This is a genomic window from Shewanella surugensis (assembly GCF_023284005.1).
GTDB classification, from domain to species: domain Bacteria; phylum Pseudomonadota; class Gammaproteobacteria; order Enterobacterales; family Shewanellaceae; genus Shewanella; species Shewanella surugensis.
The window spans coordinates 31,525-52,167 of the sequence record NZ_JAKIKS010000030.1 but is presented as its reverse complement, the minus strand read 5'-3'; the positions used below and the strand labels follow the sequence as shown (position 1 = coordinate 52,167).

20 protein-coding genes are annotated in these 20,643 nt (G+C 42.2%); 12 read left to right on the top strand and 8 right to left on the bottom strand.

Annotation, left to right across the window (positions count from 1 at the left end; translation table 11 throughout):
* Positions 1 to 180: 180 nt before the first annotated feature.
* Complete coding sequence (locus tag L2764_RS09865) at positions 181 to 807, bottom strand: queuosine precursor transporter (protein ID WP_248940045.1); 627 nt, start codon at positions 805 to 807, stop codon at positions 181 to 183.
* 189 nt (positions 808 to 996) lie between these two features.
* Here L2764_RS09865 and L2764_RS09860 point away from each other — a divergent pair, with 189 nt between their 5' ends.
* Positions 997 to 1,419, top strand: a complete 423-nt coding sequence (locus tag L2764_RS09860) for a GNAT family N-acetyltransferase (RefSeq protein WP_248940044.1) — start codon at positions 997 to 999, stop codon at positions 1,417 to 1,419.
* Positions 1,420 to 1,428: 9 nt separating this feature from the next.
* Here L2764_RS09860 and L2764_RS09855 read toward each other — a convergent pair whose 3' ends face one another.
* From L2764_RS09855 to cmoA, 7 genes are all read right to left on the bottom strand, one after another.
* Positions 1,429 to 2,316 (bottom strand): LysR family transcriptional regulator, encoded by an 888-nt coding sequence (locus L2764_RS09855; protein ID WP_248940043.1) that lies wholly within the window; start codon positions 2,314 to 2,316, stop codon positions 1,429 to 1,431.
* A gap of 66 nt (positions 2,317 to 2,382) precedes the next feature.
* On the bottom strand, positions 2,383 to 4,122 hold the full coding sequence (locus tag L2764_RS09850; protein ID WP_248940042.1) for a M3 family metallopeptidase: 1,740 nt from the start codon (positions 4,120 to 4,122) through the stop codon (positions 2,383 to 2,385).
* Positions 4,123 to 4,165: 43 nt separating this feature from the next.
* Positions 4,166 to 5,110 carry an alpha-L-glutamate ligase-like protein gene (locus tag L2764_RS09845; RefSeq protein ID WP_248940041.1) on the bottom strand — a complete coding sequence of 315 codons (945 nt, stop codon included), beginning with the start codon at positions 5,108 to 5,110 and terminating at the stop codon, positions 4,166 to 4,168.
* Between the two features lie 2 nt (positions 5,111 to 5,112).
* On the bottom strand, positions 5,113 to 6,621 hold the full coding sequence (locus L2764_RS09840; protein ID WP_248940040.1) for an inactive transglutaminase family protein: 1,509 nt from the start codon (positions 6,619 to 6,621) through the stop codon (positions 5,113 to 5,115).
* Positions 6,622 to 6,633: 12 nt separating this feature from the next.
* Positions 6,634 to 7,410 carry an ATP-dependent zinc protease family protein gene (locus L2764_RS09835; protein ID WP_248940039.1) on the bottom strand — a complete coding sequence of 259 codons (777 nt, stop codon included), beginning with the start codon at positions 7,408 to 7,410 and terminating at the stop codon, positions 6,634 to 6,636.
* Positions 7,411 to 7,429: 19 nt separating this feature from the next.
* The gene (gene cmoB, locus L2764_RS09830; RefSeq protein ID WP_248940038.1) at positions 7,430 to 8,425 is read right to left on the bottom strand and encodes a tRNA 5-methoxyuridine(34)/uridine 5-oxyacetic acid(34) synthase CmoB; all 996 of its coding nucleotides are present in this window, start codon (positions 8,423 to 8,425) and stop codon (positions 7,430 to 7,432) included.
* Positions 8,426 to 8,524: 99 nt separating this feature from the next.
* Positions 8,525 to 9,256, bottom strand: coding sequence for a carboxy-S-adenosyl-L-methionine synthase CmoA (gene cmoA, locus L2764_RS09825; RefSeq protein ID WP_248940048.1), 732 nt, complete (start codon positions 9,254 to 9,256; stop codon positions 8,525 to 8,527).
* A gap of 149 nt (positions 9,257 to 9,405) precedes the next feature.
* Here cmoA and L2764_RS09820 point away from each other — a divergent pair, with 149 nt between their 5' ends.
* The 11 genes from L2764_RS09820 (at position 9,406) to L2764_RS09770 (ending at position 20,520) form a co-directional block, all read left to right on the top strand.
* Positions 9,406 to 11,703, top strand: a complete 2,298-nt coding sequence (locus L2764_RS09820) for a transporter substrate-binding domain-containing protein (protein ID WP_248940037.1) — start codon at positions 9,406 to 9,408, stop codon at positions 11,701 to 11,703.
* A 193-nt stretch (positions 11,704 to 11,896) separates the two neighbouring features.
* On the top strand, positions 11,897 to 13,678 hold the full coding sequence (aspS, locus tag L2764_RS09815) for an aspartate--tRNA ligase (protein WP_248940036.1): 1,782 nt from the start codon (positions 11,897 to 11,899) through the stop codon (positions 13,676 to 13,678).
* 99 nt (positions 13,679 to 13,777) lie between these two features.
* On the top strand, positions 13,778 to 14,524 hold the full coding sequence (locus L2764_RS09810) for a YebC/PmpR family DNA-binding transcriptional regulator (RefSeq protein ID WP_248940035.1): 747 nt from the start codon (positions 13,778 to 13,780) through the stop codon (positions 14,522 to 14,524).
* Positions 14,525 to 14,682: 158 nt separating this feature from the next.
* Positions 14,683 to 15,204, top strand: coding sequence for a crossover junction endodeoxyribonuclease RuvC (gene ruvC, locus L2764_RS09805; protein WP_248940047.1), 522 nt, complete (start codon positions 14,683 to 14,685; stop codon positions 15,202 to 15,204).
* Positions 15,205 to 15,319: 115 nt separating this feature from the next.
* Entirely contained in the window at positions 15,320 to 15,934 is a 615-nt protein-coding gene (gene ruvA / locus L2764_RS09800; protein WP_248940034.1) for a Holliday junction branch migration protein RuvA, read from the top strand.
* Between the two features lie 111 nt (positions 15,935 to 16,045).
* The gene (gene ruvB, locus L2764_RS09795; RefSeq protein WP_248940046.1) at positions 16,046 to 17,050 is read left to right on the top strand and encodes a Holliday junction branch migration DNA helicase RuvB; all 1,005 of its coding nucleotides are present in this window, start codon (positions 16,046 to 16,048) and stop codon (positions 17,048 to 17,050) included.
* 241 nt (positions 17,051 to 17,291) lie between these two features.
* Positions 17,292 to 17,603 (top strand): hypothetical protein, encoded by a 312-nt coding sequence (locus tag L2764_RS09790; protein ID WP_248940033.1) that lies wholly within the window; start codon positions 17,292 to 17,294, stop codon positions 17,601 to 17,603.
* Positions 17,604 to 17,635: 32 nt separating this feature from the next.
* Positions 17,636 to 17,938, top strand: coding sequence for a hypothetical protein (locus L2764_RS09785; protein ID WP_248940032.1), 303 nt, complete (start codon positions 17,636 to 17,638; stop codon positions 17,936 to 17,938).
* Positions 17,935 to 18,159 (top strand): hypothetical protein, encoded by a 225-nt coding sequence (locus L2764_RS09780; RefSeq protein ID WP_248940031.1) that lies wholly within the window; start codon positions 17,935 to 17,937, stop codon positions 18,157 to 18,159. The genes L2764_RS09785 and L2764_RS09780 overlap by 4 nt, the downstream gene beginning before the upstream one ends.
* 503 nt (positions 18,160 to 18,662) lie before the next feature.
* Positions 18,663 to 19,340 carry an alpha/beta fold hydrolase gene (locus L2764_RS09775; RefSeq protein ID WP_248940030.1) on the top strand — a complete coding sequence of 226 codons (678 nt, stop codon included), beginning with the start codon at positions 18,663 to 18,665 and terminating at the stop codon, positions 19,338 to 19,340.
* A 49-nt stretch (positions 19,341 to 19,389) separates the two neighbouring features.
* A complete protein-coding gene (locus L2764_RS09770) occupies positions 19,390 to 20,520 on the top strand; it encodes a hypothetical protein (protein WP_248940029.1) in 1,131 nt (376 codons plus the stop codon).
* The last annotated feature ends 123 nt before the right edge of the window (positions 20,521 to 20,643 follow it).

The window sequence follows — 20,643 nt, the reverse complement described above, 5'->3', positions numbered from 1 at the left end:
ATTAGTAAGAAACCCCGTAAAGCTAGAAGTCTTTCATTGTTATTTCCGAGCGAACAGTTACCCGTTTTGAAGTGAATCCAATCGATCATTTTCACTGTGTTTAAGTACTAGGTAGTGACTAAGCCGCCGTTTATTTATTGTTGAGGCTTCGTCATAAAGTATGGATGGAAAATACAGTCATTATTTATCGCGGACGTGTTTGACAATTTGTGCTGAAGGCCAAACCATAATGGCAGTAATGACGATTTTTGAAAAGAATGACACACCAATGAGTTCAACAATGTCTGGGAAAGGTTTAATGTTATAAAACCAAATGCTGTAACCGATGATCGTAAAGAAAAAGACCCCAATAATAGTAGAGCAAAAACTGCGCATCAAGTAGTAACGATTATTCAATTTCTTTTTCCACCAAGCCATTATGGTGATATTGATTAATGAACTGATAGTTAAGGCGATAATAAGCCCCCAATAAATATGAGGTAAAGGGCCAAGTATCGCTTCATAAGCGGATTGCATTTTAAAGGATATAGGTGAAGGTAAATAGATAATTTGACTTAATATAACATCAAAAATGAACTCCATTGCTAGAGAGCAAAAGAGTAAATAGGTCGCTAATTTTCGGCCATAGACTTCATTTATTATGTCACTAATAAGGTAAATGATAGGAAAAATAATCAGTGATGCTGAGCCATTAATACCGCCTAATTGAAATATTTTATAGGTGAGTAAATCGCTTGATATCACCGCGAGCATATAAAACATGGCAATAGCGATGAGTAGACGGTAATGAAATTGGCTTGTTTCCATATTGATCTCCTCCATACTGATTTCTTGTATTGAAGCATAGCTAAAAATGAGTCATTGTGCAGTTAAAGTCTTTTCAACTTATTCTCTCTTTTTTACCTCCATTTTATGATGGGATCTATATTAGTATCTTGTTGTTATAAATGGTATTGTTAATTATGTTGTTTAAAGTAGACGTGATTGGATGTAGTGATGATAAGAGAAGGCTCGTTTGAAGAAGCAATAAGTGTATTTGATAACATTCCCGAGTTTGAGCGCTTCTTAAGTGAAGACGAAATGAAAGCGAAACTGATCGCGGGTTCGCTTATTTTAATCACAGAAAATGATAATGAACTGGTTGGCTTTAAAATGGGCTACCCCCTAAATGAAAATGAATTCTATAGTTGGTTAGGGGGCGTGGTACCAGAGCAGCGTAAGAGTGGCGCTGCGCAAAAGATGCTAGAGGTGCAAGAACAGTGGTTGAAAAAGCAAGATTATGCCCGTGTTCGCGTGAAATCAATGAATCGTTTTTCAGGCATGTTGTGCATGCTCATTCGAAATGGCTATGATATTGAACGCGTTGATGAGTATGCTCATCCAGAGCTAGAGCGAATTTGTTTTGTGAAGTCACTTTGATCCTATTGTTTATTGGTGCTGCTCTAAAATCAATGACTCGAGTAACTTAGATGCTGGGCCTTGTTTATCTCGATCAGGAATGACTAAGCTGAGCATGGCTTTTCGCTGACTACTGCCTTGTAACGTGAGTTGAGTGAGTTCATCTTGGGCCAGCTCAGTGTCAATGAGATGAGAAGGGATCCAGCAAAAACCGATGCCTTTTTTCAAAATTTTTATGGCTTCGTGAAAATTCGATACCGTCCAGCGCTGTTCTGCTTTGAGCCAACCTAGATCGGATGTTTCATTGCGGGCAGTATCTTTGATGACAACTTGAAGGTGCTCGGCCAATATTTTGTCATCTTCAATGTGAGGAGTCTCGGCTAAAGGGTGGCTTGGGTGACACACGAGTAAGAAAAAGACATCACATAAAGGCTCCGCGAGATAACCTTTAGGCGGGACGCCGCCACAAATGACTAAATCGACAGTTTGCTCTTTGATGAGTTCTTGAGTCCCAGTTATGACAGAGTCGAGGATGGTGATGCGCGTTCCTCTACTTTGGGGTAAAAAAGCATCTAAAGCATTAATCAAGTCATCCATTGGATAGATGATTTCTCTGGCCAGCGTCAGCGTGGGCTCCCAGCCTTTGTGTAAGTTACTGGCTAAGCTTTCTAAGTGATTCACCGACTGAGTAACATGTCGCGAGTGGCGTAATAAGACTTCACCACTGGCTGTTAACTGCGCCTTACGTCCATGGACTTCGAGCAGTGACACCCCTAATTGTTGCTGCAGTTTTGCCACGGCATGATTTAGGGAAGATTGGCTTTTATTCAGCTGTTCAGCGGCTTGAGCATAGCCGCCAAAGTCGACAACCGCTTGCAGTATTCTCCATTGCTCTAAGGTTGATTTGGCTCTGTCCATAGCGGTGTATCCTCACTTGTTTGCAATTCTATTTAGCCCAGTTTCTGGCTAAGCCTGTTTATTCCGTCATTGAACTTCTGTCATGGAACATGGAGTGTGTTTGTCATCGCTCATTTTGTTCATATCCTTGATGAGTATGACAGGTGTCATTAGCGTATTTAATAACCCAGATAGACGCTGATTGATGCTTTGCGCACTTTCATTGACAATTAACGTATCAAAAATAGCTTTCTGATTTTGGCAGACCATTGTCGATTGGTATAGATATAGGGCTAGGCTTTGCTGCCAAAGTGACGTGTAATATAACGGGCCTTCATCGACAATAGCGCTGAAACTGACGGGATAATTATCAACTTGAGGCCAAGTCTCGCCAAAAGAATCATTAAACTCTTGCCTTAAATCATTAAAGGCAAGATGATTTTTATCTTGATATGCATTCAGTGCAACTTTAGCTCTAAAGACATGAAGTTGTTTACTGTAGGCTTGGATGAGGGCTTCTCGGCTGTGCGCCTGTGGCTCACCGATGAGGGTTTGGGTGAGTGAATATTGTAACCAATAACGGCCAATATTGGCGCTATCGTGAGTTTCACCTAAGGTATTATTAAAATAAAAATGACTGCCGTTACCCAGATCGGCAATGGCCATAGTCAGGGTGCTGATCATTTTTTTTGCATCGTGATAGCTGGAGATTAGCTCTTTTGAGCGGATCTCTATTTGTCCGAATTGTTGCCCAACGACTAAATGACGTATGGGTTGATAACTAAAGTGCTTTGAGGCTGAAATAAAGAGTTCGCCCAGTAACCGCCCATTGAGCCACACACGGTGAACTTGAGGCGAGATAATGTCAATACTGATCCCGTAACGGTTTAGAGCTTGGTATATTTTGGTGAGAAAACGGCTTGAATTGATGACAGTAAAGGGCGATTTATTGGCATGTTTGAGTGCGAACCCCAGATCCCAAGGTGTGATCCTGATGGCGTGTGTTTGGCTGTTCAAAAATGCTTTAACGAGTATAGGCGAATATAATATTTGTGCTGATGTTTGTAAGCTGGCGTAATCAATAAAGCCTTTTTTCTTTGCTTGGGCTTGTTGCAAATCTAAAATAGTGTTAAGTATCGGGGTATTGCGTTTGAGGGTGCGCGCTTGGTAAGCCAGCCAAACCTTTTTACGGCATTGTGACTGACTTTGGTTTAACAGGTAGCTGGCGATAGACTGATTAAAAGGTGTTTTTTCTTCATTTTGATCTGATAGTCGTGCTATGTTTCTAGGCGGTAATTGGCAATCATCACCATTAAAACTCAAGGTCAGTGCTTGCGATGCCAATCCCTGTTTAAAAGCGGCTTGCGCAGTATGTAATTTTGATTTTGTCTCCATTGCTTGCTGGTTATAGAGCAAACGATATAATCGATTGCCTAATTGAGACAGTTCGTTATCTGGCGAGTTTAATAACTGGGGCAGCAATTGAGTCAATTGATCGGATAATAAAAAACGCTGTAGATTATCACTCAGATAAAACTGGCAATTGAGTAAACTTTCTTTATCATCGTTGTGAATGGAAAATTGTTTGTAATAATTGACTCTGTCTTTAATATTATAAAAACCGAGTAATTGGTGCTCGAGCTGGGCCATGCGTTCTGCTAACGCGGCCGATTTTTTACTCGTTTTTGGGTCTAATCCGGTGGACAATGGGGGAAGTTGTAAACATTGTTTCACGAGTAGAGATAAGGGCGTGACGGCTGAAAAAGCCATATTAGAGAAGCCGATACTTAGGAGTAAAAGTATCGGCCTAAAACCGACAAGAGTCATTATTTAACCTTGAAAAAAATATCACCTTGAAAACAACGTTACCTTAAAAACAAAAGTGCTCTTTTGAATAAGTGACGCGATCTTCGACAGACATAGGCTCATCACCTAAACGTTCAATATGCTGTAAGGGACCGAGTAGACCGCGATTATTGGCTATTTGAATCGCTAATCCTGGCCTTGCATTTAATTCCAGCAATAATGGACCTCGATTTTTATCCAGCACCATGTCAGTGCCTAAATAGCCCATTCCTGACATTTCATAGGCTCTAGATGCCGTATGCAATAAGGTATCCCATTCTGGAACGGCAATGGCCGTTAACTTCTTCTGAGTATCAGGATGAAAGTCCAATGGATTATCAAATTGGACTGCGTGCAAGCCTTTCCCCGTACCAATATCGATGCCGACACCAACAGCGCCTTGGTGTAAATTGGCTTTACCGTCAGAAGCGGCTGTGGATAGACGTAACATTCCCATGACGGGAAAGCCTTTAAAGACAATTAAACGAATATCGGGTACGCCTTCATAAGAGTACCCCTCAAAGACCGGATCAAATTGAATCAGGCCTTCGACAATCGCGACATCAGGATTACCGCCCAAAGAGAATAGGCCACTGAGTACATTGGAGACATGGCGATATAATTCATCGTGCAAGACTTCATCACCGTTAGGTTTAAAATAACGATCGCCTTCCATTTTCGTGATCACTAAAATCCCTTTTCCGCCCGAGCCTTTAGCCGGCTTAATGACAAACCCAGGCAGTCCTCTGACCATCTTTGGAATATCATTAATGGCGTGCTGAACAAAAATGGTTCCAATAAGATCGGGCACAGCAATGCCATTCGCGACGGCTAAACGTTTAGTACTGAGTTTATCATCCACACGTTTATAAAATTTACGTTGGTTATATCGACCAATATAATCAATGTTACGCTTATTCATACTCAGTACACCATTTTTGCGTAGTGCGCGAGGTCGGGCGAGGATCATGGTTATTCTCCTGCCAAAGGTTTGAAGCGTCTTAATTCAAGCAGACGGTAACCTGTATATTGGCCCATCACCAGTACCAACGCGAGGATTATCAAATGGATCCCCAAGAAGTTAAACACCCAATGCTGTACCCAGCTCGCGCTCATTGCAAGGTAAGCAAGCGTGGCGACTAATAAGCTTCCTCCTCCTTGAATAACTACTTCTTTGGGGCCTTCTTCTTCCCATAAAATGGACATACGTTCAATGGTCCAAGCCAAAATAATCATCGGAAAGAAGGTAATGGTTAAGCCTTCACTTAGGCCGAGTTTGTAAGATAACAGGGTAAAGACCCCAATAATCCCAATAACCACAATAATGACGGCCGATATTCGGGATATGAGTAACAGATTCAATTGGGATAAGTAGGCGCGGATCATTAATCCACAGGCCACAATGAGTAAGAACCCCACCAATCCAGTAAAGAGCGTTGTTTGAATAAAGGCTAAGGCGATTAATACAGGCATAAAAGTACCCGAGGTCTTAATGCCAATCAGTACTCGCAAGAAAACCACCATGAGCACCCCAATGGGGATGAGCAAAATGCCTTTAAATAAGCTTTGCTCTTCCAGAGGTAACTGATACAAAGAAAAGCTTAATGCATCATTATTACGTAAAATATCGATAGAGGTCGCAAGGGCTGAACGCGTGTCTTGTAGCATGGAGAAGCTAACTTGAGAATTGGTTCCACCAATGACATCCAATACTGACTTTCCAGATTGTCCCCATAAGAGTAAGTTTTCAGGGCGGCCTTGGGTACCATCATTGGGGTTAAATAAATACCATTGGCCTTCATTATAGATTTCGACAAAGTTAACCAGTTCTTGTCGGCGACGTTGATCTTCTAAATATAAGCCACTGACTTCACGTGCTGGAATGGCTTTATTATGTAAGATATTGATAAAGAGCTTGGTTGCTGAGTTACCGGATAAAAGCAGTTCAACATTTTGGCTACGTTCAGTGGCATTGAACTCTTTATTCAGTTGTTGGGCAAAAGATAAATTAGTGGCACTGTGATCCCATACTTCTTGTGTTACTTGTTCTGCAGCCGCTTTTTCTGTTGCTGGCCAAATATAGGGTGTTGGCGCGTCAGGCTCTTCTGAGGCGGCAATTTTTGTTTGTCCTGTGGGGATCAACGTGACTTTATAATAGAGATCTTGTCGACCGGATGCGGCACGTTTAGACCAAATGGCACGTTTATCTTGATTATCGGCATTACTAATACTGAAGCCGTAACCAGGAGAGGTAGTATTTTCGACCAAGACTTCATAGGCAGGATCTTGGGGTAATGAAAAAGAGGCTTCAACGGGTTTTCCTGATCCTTGGAAACTGACTTTTGCATCGACAGCCCAACTTTGTACCTGTTGTCCGGGAAGGAAAGGCACGTGATGTTCAACGCTGCGATAAAGACAGGTTGAAACACCTAAGATAAATAATAAGGCAACTAAAATATAAAAGGGTTTCTTAGAGTGCATCGAGATTGATCCCTATTTATTATAATTCATAGTGTTAGGGCCCTTTTTTCCATGAATAAAGGTTCTACCTACATCGACAACAGCAATATCTTGCATAAACTTTCTTCCCAATAATAACGGGTAATCGAGGTGGCTCCGATTGACTAAGTTCAATTCAGTTTGCGCTTCATATTGACCAATTTTTAAATGGGCGAGGATGACTGGGCGACGATCGCTGCCATCATCAGCATCTTGTTTGATCCGAACAAAACGGGCGACTTTCGCTTCAAAGGTTTTTGCGGGCTTGTTGGGTCCATCAACAAAGACATCAAAACGAACCCAAGAATTCCCGTCGCGTTCAAATAAAACAATATTACGTGAATCGAGTGATGAAGACTCCGCGCCAGTATCGATACGGGTATTAAAGCTGGCTTTGACTTCATCCACGTAGACGCGCTCAACCGCGCCAAGAATGAATTTATCCCCTAGAGGGGAGGCGTCGATTTTTTTTAAGTCTTTTGGCTGACTGACTTGAGCAACCGGTTTTTTGGATTGAGCTGTTGCAGCGACTTTGAGCGCTTCAACTTGGCCTTGTAATAGCGCTAGCTGTGAATTGAGTTCATTCAAGCTGGCTTGCTGGGAAGCGGTCCCCGAGTTGATGCTGCTTAGAATACTCTCTTTCTGTTTGGCTAAACTGGCTTGAAGCGCAGCAGCGTCCACAGGTGTTGGGGCTGGGGTGACAGCTTCTTTGGTGACACACGCTGCGGTTAGGCTAGAGAGTGCGATTATACAGGTCATTCGCTTCAACATAGAATTTCTCATTGCACGTTTACTCGACAAGATCTTTATTTGGTTGATTTTTTGTAGCAACTATCGTCGCTCGTTTAGGGGCTGGGTAGCCTTCAACGGTAAGATTAATATCATTAGGATCTAAGTAATCAACTAGTGATTCGTTAGGCATCCACTCCGTGCTGCGCTGCTCAGCTAAAGAAGTGACATCGATATTAACGCATTTTATGTCAATAAAGTCACTTTTTCTTAGCCAAAGCATTAAAGCGGCAACGGAGGGGAGAAACCACACATTGTTCATTTTTCCATATCGATCGTCAGGAACCAAGACGGTATTTTCATCACCATCAATCACTAAGGTTTCTAATACTAGCTCGCCGCCAGTGCGCAATTGATCTCTGAGTTGTATTAAGTGATCGATAGGCGATCGCCTGTGATAAAGGACGCCCATTGAAAAGACCGTATCAAATGCATCTAATGGAGGCAGTTCTTCAATGCCTAAGGGTAACAAATGAATAGGATGTTGTTGGCCTGCGATGCTTTTAATGGCTTCAAATTGACATAAAAACAACGGTGAAGGATCAATTCCAATAACATATTTAGCCCCTTCACCTAACATTCTCCACATATGGTAACCACTGCCACAGCCGACATCGAGTACGGTGCGGTTTTTCAACGGTGAAATATGCGCTTGCAACCGTTCCCACTTCCAGTCTGATCGCCACTCGGTATCAATGTCAATTCCTTGTACCGAATAAGGTCCTTTACGCCAAGGTTTGAAAATGCCCAATAAGTTTTTGAGTTTTTCTTGTTCGCCAGGTGTTAATTGCTTACCTGAACCAATGGTTACGCTGGTACTGAAGTCAACGAAATCTGGAGTGGGATAATGTAATTTATTCAGCACTTTTTCCCATTTGGGTAAGTTGCCATGTTTATGCTCTCGCTGCCAACGTCCTAAAATAGTGGGTAAGGTTTCTAACCAATGTTGTAGATTGGAGTCGGCAATTTGTTTGTAAAATGAGCTAAAGCTAATCACTTAAAGGCCACCATGCTGTTGATCCATGTCTCAAGAGCGACATGGAAGGGTCAATTATTGAATGTATAATGGTTAATCGAATAATTTAAGGGATATCTCTTACTTTATTGCGATCATAGAGGCAAAGTTAAAACATTGAAACCAGGTGTTGAAATTTTCAAAACCTTGTTTTTTAAGCCGGTATTCATGTTGTGGAAGCGTATCAGGTTTCATCACATTTTCAAGTGAGCTGCGTTTTTGACTAATTTCTAGTTCACTGTACCCATTGGCTCTTTTAAAATCCAAATGTAATTCATCGAGGGCACTTTGTATCGCGGTATGCTCAAAATAGAGTTTTTCAGATAAGATTAATAATCCACCTGGATTGAGGCCGTCATAGATTTTTTTGATGAGGTTATCTCTATCATCGGGTGCTAAAAATTGCATGGTAAAATTCAAGATCACCAAAGAAGCATTATGAATTTGAATATCCCTGATATCACCGCAGATAAGATCCACTGGGGTATCACTGACATAGGATGTGAGATTTTCTTGGCAACGCGCGATCATCGCCTGACTATTATCAACGGCAATAATATGACATTCTCGGTCTTGGAGACGCCGACGAACGCTTAATGTTGCCGCGCCTAAAGAGCAGCCTAAATCATAGACATGACTGTTCTTTGTCACAAATTTATCAGCTAAATCACCTATAGAATTAATGATTTGCCCATATCCGGGTACCGATCGACGGATCATGTCATTGAATACGCCCACGACTTTATTATCGAATTGAAAGTCGCTCACTTGGGTAAAAGGTGTAGCAAAAAGTGTATCTTGAGAAGAGTTCATTTGGTTTAAAGTACGAAGAGCCAGCAAGTCATTTGTGCAATGATACCAATTACTGACTTGACTAGCACTGGAAATCTGTAGAAAAACCCTGTCTAATATCATTTTGTAAACACTACGGCTACATTATTTTATCAAGACTAGGATTATCATTGAAAATTATCGCTTATTTTATGATTGTATTGGCTTTCAATAGCGTCATTATATCCGCTCATGGTGAGAATGCTTTTGCGCATGAGGGGTTGATTCTAGGCATGGATGCTCACGCCTATCCAGTGCAATTTATCAATAACCATGGACAGCCAGAAGGCTTATTAGTCGATATTTGGACTCAATGGGCTTATGAGGCTAACATTCCTATTCGTTTCAAGGCTGTGGCTGATGATGAGCTTGAGCAGCAGTTGATGACTCAACACATTGATTTGCATATTGGGGCATCAAGGGATTTGAATGTTGATAATATTGCTTTTTCGGCTGCCCTTTCTAGTGTGAATCACTATTTGTATTTGCATCAAGCCTTATCGGTACCTGAAAAAATCAATGAACTTTCTATGTTTAAGATTGGTGTTATTAAAGGTAGCCTTACCGCAAAATTACTGGCGACAGGTTTTCCCACATTGAATTTACGCTATTATCCTGATCGACATGCCTTAGTTGAAGCGGCAGCGAATACAGAAGTCTATGTGATTGCTGCAGCAGAAGGTTTTTTACGCAGTCATCAGGTAGAGCGACAGGTTAAAAAAGGGTTTCTACACTATAACCGATTGTTTTTACATCAGTCAGTATTTCATCCCTTAGTGTTAAAAAGCAATGTAGCACTGATTACGCGGCTAAGCCAATTGAATGTCAATACCGCTAACATAGCGAAATTGACCCAAAAATGGCTAGGGAAAGGACAAGGGGCGTCCAGCTTGACCTTAGGGATCCCTCATCATTTTGCTCCTTATGCCAGTATTGGTGTTGATGGTCTGGCTCATGGTTTATTGATTGATATTTGGCAGGCTTGGTCACATGAATCGGGTGTGACAGTGGATTTTGTTTTTGATCATTATGGCGCCAATATCAAGGCATTAAAAGCAGGTAGCTTGGAGGCTATTTTAGGCTATCCAAGTACAGAAATAGCTGATACGCGTTTTAAACGTCAACAGGGTTTATATCAGATGAAGATGCGGTTTTTTAGTTATCAAGAACCTATTGTTGATTTGACGGTATTAGCCGGCAAGCGAGTAGCGATCAGTACGGAATTTTTATCCCTTGATATTATTCGTAAGTATCTTCCGAAGATGGATCTGGTGTACATGGATGATATCAATGCCATGATTGAAGCCAGTGAAAGTCATCAAGTGGCAGGGTTTATTGCGCCGAGTGCGTTAACTCAGCATTATTTATTATTAGCGCAAAAGTGGCAGACGTTTTACCAGCATTCGTCGCTGGCGTTCAATGCTAATATTGAACTGATCACCTTAGCGGATCAGCAATATAATGAGCTCGATGTTAATTTACGGCAAGGTTTTGAGTTACTTTCCACAGAAGAACTCATCAATATCGAACGAAAATGGATTTTGGATCCGCAAGATCATACGGTGAGTCAAACGCAAAAACAGTTGATTTTTACCGAAAAAGAGCAAGCTTATCTCGCACAATTAGGTGTCTTGAAAGTGGGGTATTTAGCGGACTGGAAGCCGATGGAATTCACCGGAGAGACGGGCGTTTTTTCTGGCATAAACAGTGATATTTTTAATCGAATAGCGGCAGCATTAGGCATATCCATAGAGCCTGTGGCTTTTCATCATTGGAATGAATTACTCACCGCCCTTTACCAAGGTGAAGTGGACATGGCGGGCAGTATTGCCAATATTCGTGAGCGTCAGAATGAATTACTCTTTAGCCAATCTTATTGGCCTTCGTCTTGGGGACTTGTCACGCGACTTAGTGAAGTGAATTTTTTTCACCTTGATGATCTTGCGGGATTAAGGCTTGCGGTTGTCGAAGGCTACCATTTGGTGCCTAAATTGATGCGAGAACAGCCCAGTTTACAGCTGGTGCTCGTGCCCGATATTCAAGCGGGTCTTAATGCCGTAACACGAGGAAAAGCCGACGTATTTATTGATAAGTTAGTCAACTTAGGCATGACCTTAAAACACACTCGATCCAACATCTTGAAGATGTCAATTTTGGTTGATTTCTCAGAACAGCGTAGTCATATTGGTATTCATCCGCAACATGCATTATTACCGCCATTAATTGATAAGGTGCTAGTCACTTTAGATGCGCCGACCCAACAAGCGATTCAACAGAAGTGGGTCAAACACACGCTGCCGAGTAAAGGGGTCCATAAAAAAATCTGGGTGGATATTGTGGTTGTGTCGGTGTTGTTTTTATTGAGTGTATGGGGATTAATTTGGCTTATTCGAAACAGCATGCAGAAAAAAGGACGTAGTAGACTCTAACAAAGAGTGAACTGTTCGGTGTTTTTTGAAGAAAAGGCTCATTTTATGATAATAAAAAGGTAAAGTTGGTTGATAGTTCACCGACTGATAGGTGAATGGTTTCGAAGTGGGCAATATTTCATTATAATGCCGCTTTTGTCTTATTTTGAATATTCCTCAAGCACAAGTTTGCGGATTTAAAGGAAAGAATGAAATGCGCAGTCAATATTGTGGGGACGTCAATGCGTCTCATGTTGGGCAAGAAGTCACCTTAGTCGGTTGGGTCAATCGAAGCCGTGATCTCGGTGGCGTGGTGTTTCTTGATTTACGCGACAGAGAAGGCATCGTGCAGGTTGTTTATGATCCTGATTTACCAGAGGTATTTGATAAGGCCAGTTCACTGCGCAGTGAATTTTGTGTGCAAGTGGCAGGCCTTGTGCGTGCTCGCCCTGATAGCCAAATTAATAAAGACATGCGTACGGGTGAAATAGAAATCTTAGGTAAAGGGTTAACCATACTCAATAGCGCACCTGCATTGCCCATCAATATGGACAAAAACCAGCACAATACCGAAGAGCAACGTCTTAAGTACCGTTATTTAGATTTACGTCGTCCTGAAATGGCTGAACGTATTATTTTCCGCTCAAAAGTAACCAGCGCCGTGCGTCGCTTTCTTGATGGTAATGGTTTTTTAGACATTGAAACCCCGATTTTAACCAAGGCAACACCAGAAGGTGCGCGTGATTATTTGGTCCCAAGCCGGACCTATAAAGGGCAATTTTTTGCCTTGCCTCAATCACCACAGTTATTTAAACAATTACTGATGATGTCAGGTTTTGATCGTTATTATCAGATTGTGAAGTGTTTCCGTGATGAGGATTTACGTGCCGATCGTCAGCCTGAATTTACCCAAATAGATATCGAAACCTCATTCATGAGCTCAGATCAAGTCATGGCGCAAACAGAGGCCATGACTCGCGGACTGTTTAAAGAATTATTGAATGTGGATTTAGGTGAGTTCCCTAAAATGACCTTCGCCGAAGCGATGCGTCGTTTTGGCTCTGATAAGCCGGATCTGCGTAACCCGCTTGAGCTCGTGGATATTGCCGATTTAGTGAACGACGTTGAGTTTGCCGTGTTTAAAGGCCCAGCCAATGATGCTGATGGCCGCGTGGCCGTATTGCGTATTCCAGGTGGCGCTAAGCTTTCACGTAAGCAGCTCGATGAATATGCAAAATACGTCACTATTTATGATGCTAAAGGCCTTGCTTGGATGAAGGTCAACGATTTAGATAAAGGCATGGAAGGCATTCAATCGCCCGTGCTTAAGTTCTTAACCGAAGCAGTGGTTAAAGGCATACTGAATCGCACTGGCGCGCAAACAGGCGACATCATCTTATTTGGTGCAGATAAAGCCAATGTTGTGGCAGAAGCCATGGGCGCATTGCGCTTGAAAGCGGGTGAAGATTTTGATTTGCTTGAAGGGGATTGGCGTCCACTTTGGGTGGTTGACTTCCCTATGTTTGAAAGAACATCTGATGGCGGCTTACATGCCATGCATCATCCTTTCACCGCACCAAGTGACATGACGCCAGAGGCGCTTGAAGCTAATCCTACTGCCGCGATTTCAGATGCGTATGATATGGTGCTCAACGGTTGTGAACTCGGTGGTGGCTCGGTGCGTATTCATAATGCCGATATGCAAGCAGCCGTTTTCCGTGTTTTGGGCATTGAAGAAGAAGAGGCCAATGAGAAATTTGGTTTCTTACTGGAAGCATTACGCTATGGTACGCCTCCTCATGCGGGGTTGGCGTTTGGGCTCGATCGCATTGTGATGCTAATGACGGGCGCGAGCTCTATTCGAGATGTGATGGCGTTCCCTAAAACCAGCACTGCAGCGTGTCCATTAACGAATGCACCGGGTGAAGCGGATCCCGCTCAGCTTCTTGAGTTAGGTATTGGCGTGCTAGAGACGTCAAAAACAGAGACTGAATAAGTTTCTCGTTTAGGGATTGTGTAATATAACATAGACAGCACAAGGAAGTGGGCAGAAAAGCTCACTTCTTTTGATTTTAACCTCTTTGAGGAGTTATCAATGGCAGGTCATAGTAAGTGGGCTAATATTAAACACCGTAAAGCGGCCCAAGATGCAAAACGAGGCAAATTATTCACTAAATTTATTCGAGAGCTGACGGTTTCAGCACGAGAAGGTGGGTCCGATCCGGATGCGAATCCTCGTCTTCGAGCGGCTATCGATAAAGCGCTGTCAAATAACATGACCCGAGACACGGTTGAGCGTGCAGTGAAACGTGGTGCAGGGGAGCTTGATGGGCAAGCGCTTGAAACCATCATGTACGAAGGTTATGGTCCTGGTGGCACCGCGGTTATGGTTGAAACCATGACCGATAATCGCAACCGTACTGTTTCGGGTGTGCGCAACGCGTTTAGTAAATTGGGTGGCAATTTAGGCACCGATGGTTCAGTCTCTTACCTGTTTGAGAAAAAAGGCATCATCTCTTACGCTGAAGGCATTGATGAAGACACAGTGATGGATGCAGCGTTAGAAGCGGGGGCCGATGATGTGGTCAGCCATGAAGATGGCTCTATTGATGTGTTCACCACCCCTGAAGACTTTGGCAGTGTCAAAGGTGCGTTGGATGCGGCGGGTCTTGAAGCGGTTAACGCCGAGGTGACTATGATCCCATCGACCAAAGCGGATTTGGATGCTGATACCGCACCTAAATTTATTCGTTTAATCGATAATTTAGAAGATCATGATGATGTGCAGGAAGTCTATCATAATGCTGACATTACTGATGAGATCATGGCAAGCTTAGAGTAAAAGTACCGCGTCAATACATTTTGCTTAATCGGCGCCAAGTGATGTTTCTGTATGCGTACTTGGCGGCGGAATTAAGCTCAGCAATATTGCATTGTCAATGTTAGCACCGCGAATGTGAGTTGCATATGTCAACGCCGACCTTATCAAAACAGGATATTATGGCCATTATTTTAGGTGTCGATCCCGGCTCACGGATCACCGGATACGGAGTGATCCAATGTCAAGGCAGGCACCAGCAGTACCTCGGTAGCGGTTGTATTCGTACCTCGAGCGATGAATTGCCTATCAGACTCAAACAAATTTTTAACGGTCTTTCTGAGATCATTCGTCAATATCAACCCACAGAATTTGCCATTGAGCGGGTGTTTATGGCCAAAAATGCCGACTCTGCGCTTAAGTTAGGCCAAGCCCGCGGCGCGGCCATTGTGGCGGCAACCGTTGTGGATTTACCCGTCGCAGAATACAGTGCCACGCAAATTAAAAGTGCGGTGGTGGGGTCTGGACGCGCACAAAAATCACAAGTGCAACACATGATCCAGCAGCTGTTTAATTTACCCGCGGCGCCTCAAGCGGATGCGGCCGATGCACTGGGAGTGGCCGTTTGTCACTTTCACACCAGTCAAAGCCTAGTGGCTCTGGCAGGACGGGCGAATAGTCGTAGTCATGGCCGTTATAAATAGCGGCCGTCATCAATAAAGCTTATCAATTGTGGTGGTTACAGACAGTGATCGATATCAATCATGATCGTGATCAATAAGCCCATTTTAGGTGTATAAAAATGAACGAGACAGCAATATGATAGGTCGATTACGTGGCAGCCTTATTGAAAAACAGGCACCAGAAGTATTATTAGAGGTGGGCGGTGTCGGCTATGAGCTGCAATTGCCCTTAAGTTGCTTTTGTGAATTACCCGAGAAGGGCACCGAGGCGATCCTTTATACCCATTTTGTGGTGCGTGAAGATGCGCAGCTGCTTTATGGCTTTATCACTAAGCAAGAGCGCGCCTTATTCCGGTTACTGATAAAAACCAATGGAGTAGGGCCAAAATTGGCGTTAACCATTTTATCAGGCATGAGTGCCAGCGAGTTTGTCACTTGCGTTGAGCGCGATGATGTCGTGACGTTAGTGAAGTTACCGGGAGTAGGAAAAAAGACCGCCGAGCGTTTATTGGTTGAAATGCGTGACAAACTCAAAGCGTTGCTGGAGGCTTCGGCAGGTTCAGAGCGTGAGTTTATGCTGCAAACAAACTATGCTCCGGCGCCAGTAGCGAGTACCGCCGAAGAAGATGCCATTAGTGCACTGTTATCCTTGGGCTATAAACCGGCGCAGGCAACTAAAGCCGTGTCAGCCGCTTTTGTTGAGGGGATCGACTCTGGTGGATTAATTAAACAGGCGCTGAAGGGCATGTAAAGCCTCTCTTCATGAACACTGTTAATGAATTAATAATTGGTAATGAACCTATAATCGGGCTATTGACCTATTTCAAGGTTAACCTGTTGTGAATAGCGTAAAGGATAAATGATGATAGAGGCAGATAGGCTTATTCAGCCACAAGCCATCATACAAGATGAAGTGGTTGATCGGGCGATGCGCCCCAAACTGCTCGATGAATATACGGGACAAGATGACACCCGTGCGCAGTTGAAAATTTTCATTGAAGCGGCGCAAAAACGTGAAGAGGCGCTCGATCACATCTTGATCTACGGCCCGCCGGGATTGGGTAAAACCACGTTAGCCTTAATTGTCGCGGGGGAGATGGGGGTGAGTATTAAATCCACCTCAGGGCCAGTGCTTGAAAAAGCGGGCGATTTAGCAGCAATGTTGACCAACCTCGAGCCCCACGATGTATTGTTTATTGATGAAATTCATCGCTTAAGCCCAGTGGTTGAAGAAATACTCTATCCGGCGATGGAAGATTATCAGTTGGATATAATGATAGGAGAAGGGCCTGCGGCGCGTTCGATTAAGCTGGATTTACCGCCGTTTACCTTAATTGGTGCGACGACAAGAGCTGGGGCGTTAACCTCGCCGCTGCGCGCGCGCTTTGGGATCCCATTAAGGCTTGAGTTTTACAATGTCAAAGACTTAAGTACCATTGTCACTCGCTCGGCTCATGTGATGGGACTGGAGATTGATGTCCTCGGTGCGGGGGAAATCGCGCGCCGTTCTCGTGGCACACCGCGGATTGCCAATCGTTTATTACGCCGAGTGCGAGATTTTGCCGAAGTGAAATTTGATGGCGCTGTCACTCAAGATATAGCGCAAAAAGCGCTTGATGTCTTGGATGTGGATAACGAAGGCTTCGATTATATGGACAGAAAACTGCTGTTTGCCATTATCGATAAATTCATGGGTGGCCCCGTCGGCCTTGATAATCTTGCTGCCGCCATCGGTGAAGAACGTGAAACGATTGAAGATGTGTTGGAACCGTTCCTTATTCAACAAGGTTTTATTCAGCGGACCCCAAGAGGGCGAATAGCCACTCAAAGGGCCTATCAGCATTTTTATTTGGCAAAGCCTGAGTAAGAGCATGCCAGAATATGCTAGCTGCGTATGTTTTAATTAATCGGTTATATGTAGTTAAGTTTAATTATGAGCATTACCACTCTTGCTTATCTAATTATTTATATTAGTAAAGATGATAGTAGGAGCTATATTTGGCATTATCAAGTATATTGATTTTAAAATTTGGCTATTGATGATCTTATATTAAGTTCTATGTGAAGTTTTTAATGGAATGATATTTATTTAAATAGGGGTAAATTAAATGAAGAAAGTATTTTTAATGTGCATCACTTTGCTATTAAGTAGCAACGTGATGGGCGTGGAATCGTTTGTGGGAAAAATCACAGTACTGGAGCCTAGTTATATGCCACTTAGCATTGCGTTCCATATGGATTCTGGTAATGCTACTTGTCCAGCTGGCACTCAGCTAAGATGGTCAAAAACAGATACAGAGAATAATAAGGTGGTATATTCAACTTTACTTGCTGCGCAAATGAGTGGTAGAAAAGTGAAGTTTTATTTGTCTGATGATGATTCTTGTATGGGGCAATATTTACATTTGCTTGATGAATAAAAGAAGGTAGTTAAAAATCTCAATTTTTTCAAATGGCAGTTGTGTATACGGTTGCCATTGTTTTTAATCTGGATGTTGTGATAGGAAGCATATTAGAATGGTATGAGCTGGTGAGTCAATTTAGGCTTGCGATAGAGGTGTTATCAGAAGAGGATGTTGATTGCCTTTTACAATTTGAAGCAGCTGAAGCATTAACTGATTTTCCTATAGGGTCTTGCGGTGTAGTATCAAATCTACTCGCCTATTATTTATCTCAACTTGGTTTTGATGCAAAGGTGGTTTCTGCATCGCTAGGAGTCGAGATATTTTACTCGATTAAAACGTTTCTTGGGTGAAGGTCAATGATCTGTATATTGATATTACAGCAGATCAGTTTCCTGAGTTGACCGATGATACCGTCGTTATTGAAAGTACTTTAAGTGATCATTGGTTAACACGACTCTTTATGGTTGCCGATAGGCACGGTACTGCTCAGTTGTACGTGGCGGAACTTTATACAGAGAATAATGATTATACTGATCTTTATGATGAAATTGTTAGTCGTATAATGAAATAAAAACTGATAAACTTACCCAATCAGTCAGAATTAACCTCTCATGATTAACTTTTCAAACATTAGGCTTAAGATTGAGTCTGATAGTTTTGTGACTTACTCATACTTCATTATTAAATATGGATATGTTTTTATTATAAGAACCTCCACGTAATAAGCTGTAATATTGATTGTCCAGCTTTATACCTATTATTTATCATTAATGGAATAGCGGTACATGTAATGGAAAAGATATTGAATCTGACATCGTATGATGAAAAAGACTTCCTAAATTTATATATATTCTTTATTTATTATTGAGTTAAATATTGGGTGTAAATAATAACAATGATTTTCATGAGATCTAAAAAAGTGGACCAGTTTTAAACTGGCTTCATCTTCGGTGATTAATCGCATATTAAACATGTCTATTATTTATATTGAGTCATATCCTTGCTTAGGTATGGTGTATCGATACTACATGGCGAAGTGACTATAATTGGAGGAATAGTGAAAGGAGAAAAGTGATGCCTTTTTTACAACGTGGTGAATTAACCTTACATTATCGTATTGCAGGCTCTGGTGAAAAACTGTTGTTTATTCCAGGCACGATGAGTGATTTACGTGGCAGTGAAAGTATTTTTTCAACGCCGTTGGTTGAGCACTTTGAGATACTGAGTTTTGATCCTCGGGGGATCGGTCAATCAAATTCACCTGATGAAGAAGTCACCATGAAAACCTATAGTGATGATGTTAAATGGCTGCTCGATGCATTAGGTTGGCAACGGTGTAATTGTTTAGGTGAATCGTTTGGAGGCATGGTGGCTCAACAGGTTGTCCTTGATCACTCAAAATATTTTATTAAGTTAGCGTTAGCGGCAACAAGCTCTGGTGGCAAAGGCGGCGCTTCATATCCTTTTCATCAGCATGATCTGTCGGCTATGTCTCTCGATAAACGTGTGGCTTTTTGGATAGAGAAGTGTGATCTACGCGCGCAAGATCCATTATGGCAGCAGCATGAGCCAGTATTATATCATCAACAATATGATTATTATAAAGAGTCCATGCAATATGCGGGAGAAAATCCAGATTATAAAATAAATAGTCAACGGCAAATCCATGCGCGTAAAGGGCATAATACCTTTGAGCGTCTGTATCAACTCACGTTGCCTACTTATGACGCGAAAATATGGCATGGCTTGTGAGCACCTTGTTGGTGCAACTCTAGTACAGGGTAATGGTGATATTCAGGAAGTGAGTATTGATGATAAAAAAGAATCTGCAGCAGGGAGATTGTTATGGGCATTACGAGGTGGGGGCGGATTGAGCTATGGAATCGTGACAGCGCTGCGTTTTAAGGCTTTTGAGCTCCCAAAAATTACCTATAGTTTTAGTTTGAGCCTTGATTTTTTACAGCAATATTGTCCAAGTATTAGCACATTACATGTACTTGAATTATGGGAGAACATTATTAAACCAGAGAATACACCGTTATTAATTGGGACGAATTTAAAAATTAACGCGATGAGAATTGCAGAGAATGCAGAGCCTGATCCTAAGGCCAAGTTGTCTTGTTTAATTAATGGTTATTTGGCGGGTGATCCTAAAATGTTTGTGAAAACTATTTCGGATTGTATTGCTACTTTGAGGGACATTATAGGTGAAGATAAAAGCAACGTTGATTTAGTGAGGTTAGTGAAGGCTGCAAAGAAAGTTGATTGGGCCCGATCTTGGATAAAAGAAAAAACCAACGAATTAAATATCGATATGGATCCCAAAAACTGGCGCTTTGAGTCATGGGATAGACAGCATCATGATCTTAAATTGGATTCTGATGGACCTGCTCCTCATAAAATCACCTCACGTCTCGCTTATAAAAATTGGGATGAAACAAGCAGGAAGGCATTGGTTTGTTCTTTACAGTCGTCGTTGCTCGCTCCTGAGAAAGGTAAATGCGATGATGAGTATGGTATTCATCCCTACATTACCATAGGCGCTATTTCGGGCGAGTATTACGCAAAATATAAAGAATTCCCTGACGCAATAGACAGTGCGTTTCCTTATAAAAAGTGTTTGTTTACACTTCAATATCAGGCTTGGTGGGATGAATTTCTAAACGTGGAAGGGAAGATGGTTTTACATTCTGCTGATGCGTTGGTTGACGCAATTGATAATAGGAAATACATCAATCGTACTGAAGATTGGATCGAAGCATGTCGACATTATGTTATTCCTCATACAGGGGGGGCATTTATTAGTTTTAAAGATGCCTCAGTGAAAACACAATCTTACTTCTCAGAGAGTTATGAAGCGTTAATTAACGTCAAAGAGGAACACAGTAAAGATAAGAATCTTCTGTTCAGAACACGGAAAACAATTATTTAACGGATCAATATTGATCTTTGTTTTTAGTTTATTTTCTGCTTTACATTTGTTTACTTATGCTTTCATTTTGTTGTATTTTCGTTTTCAACTTGTTGTGTTAAGGTTTGTTGCCTGAGCGTTCGA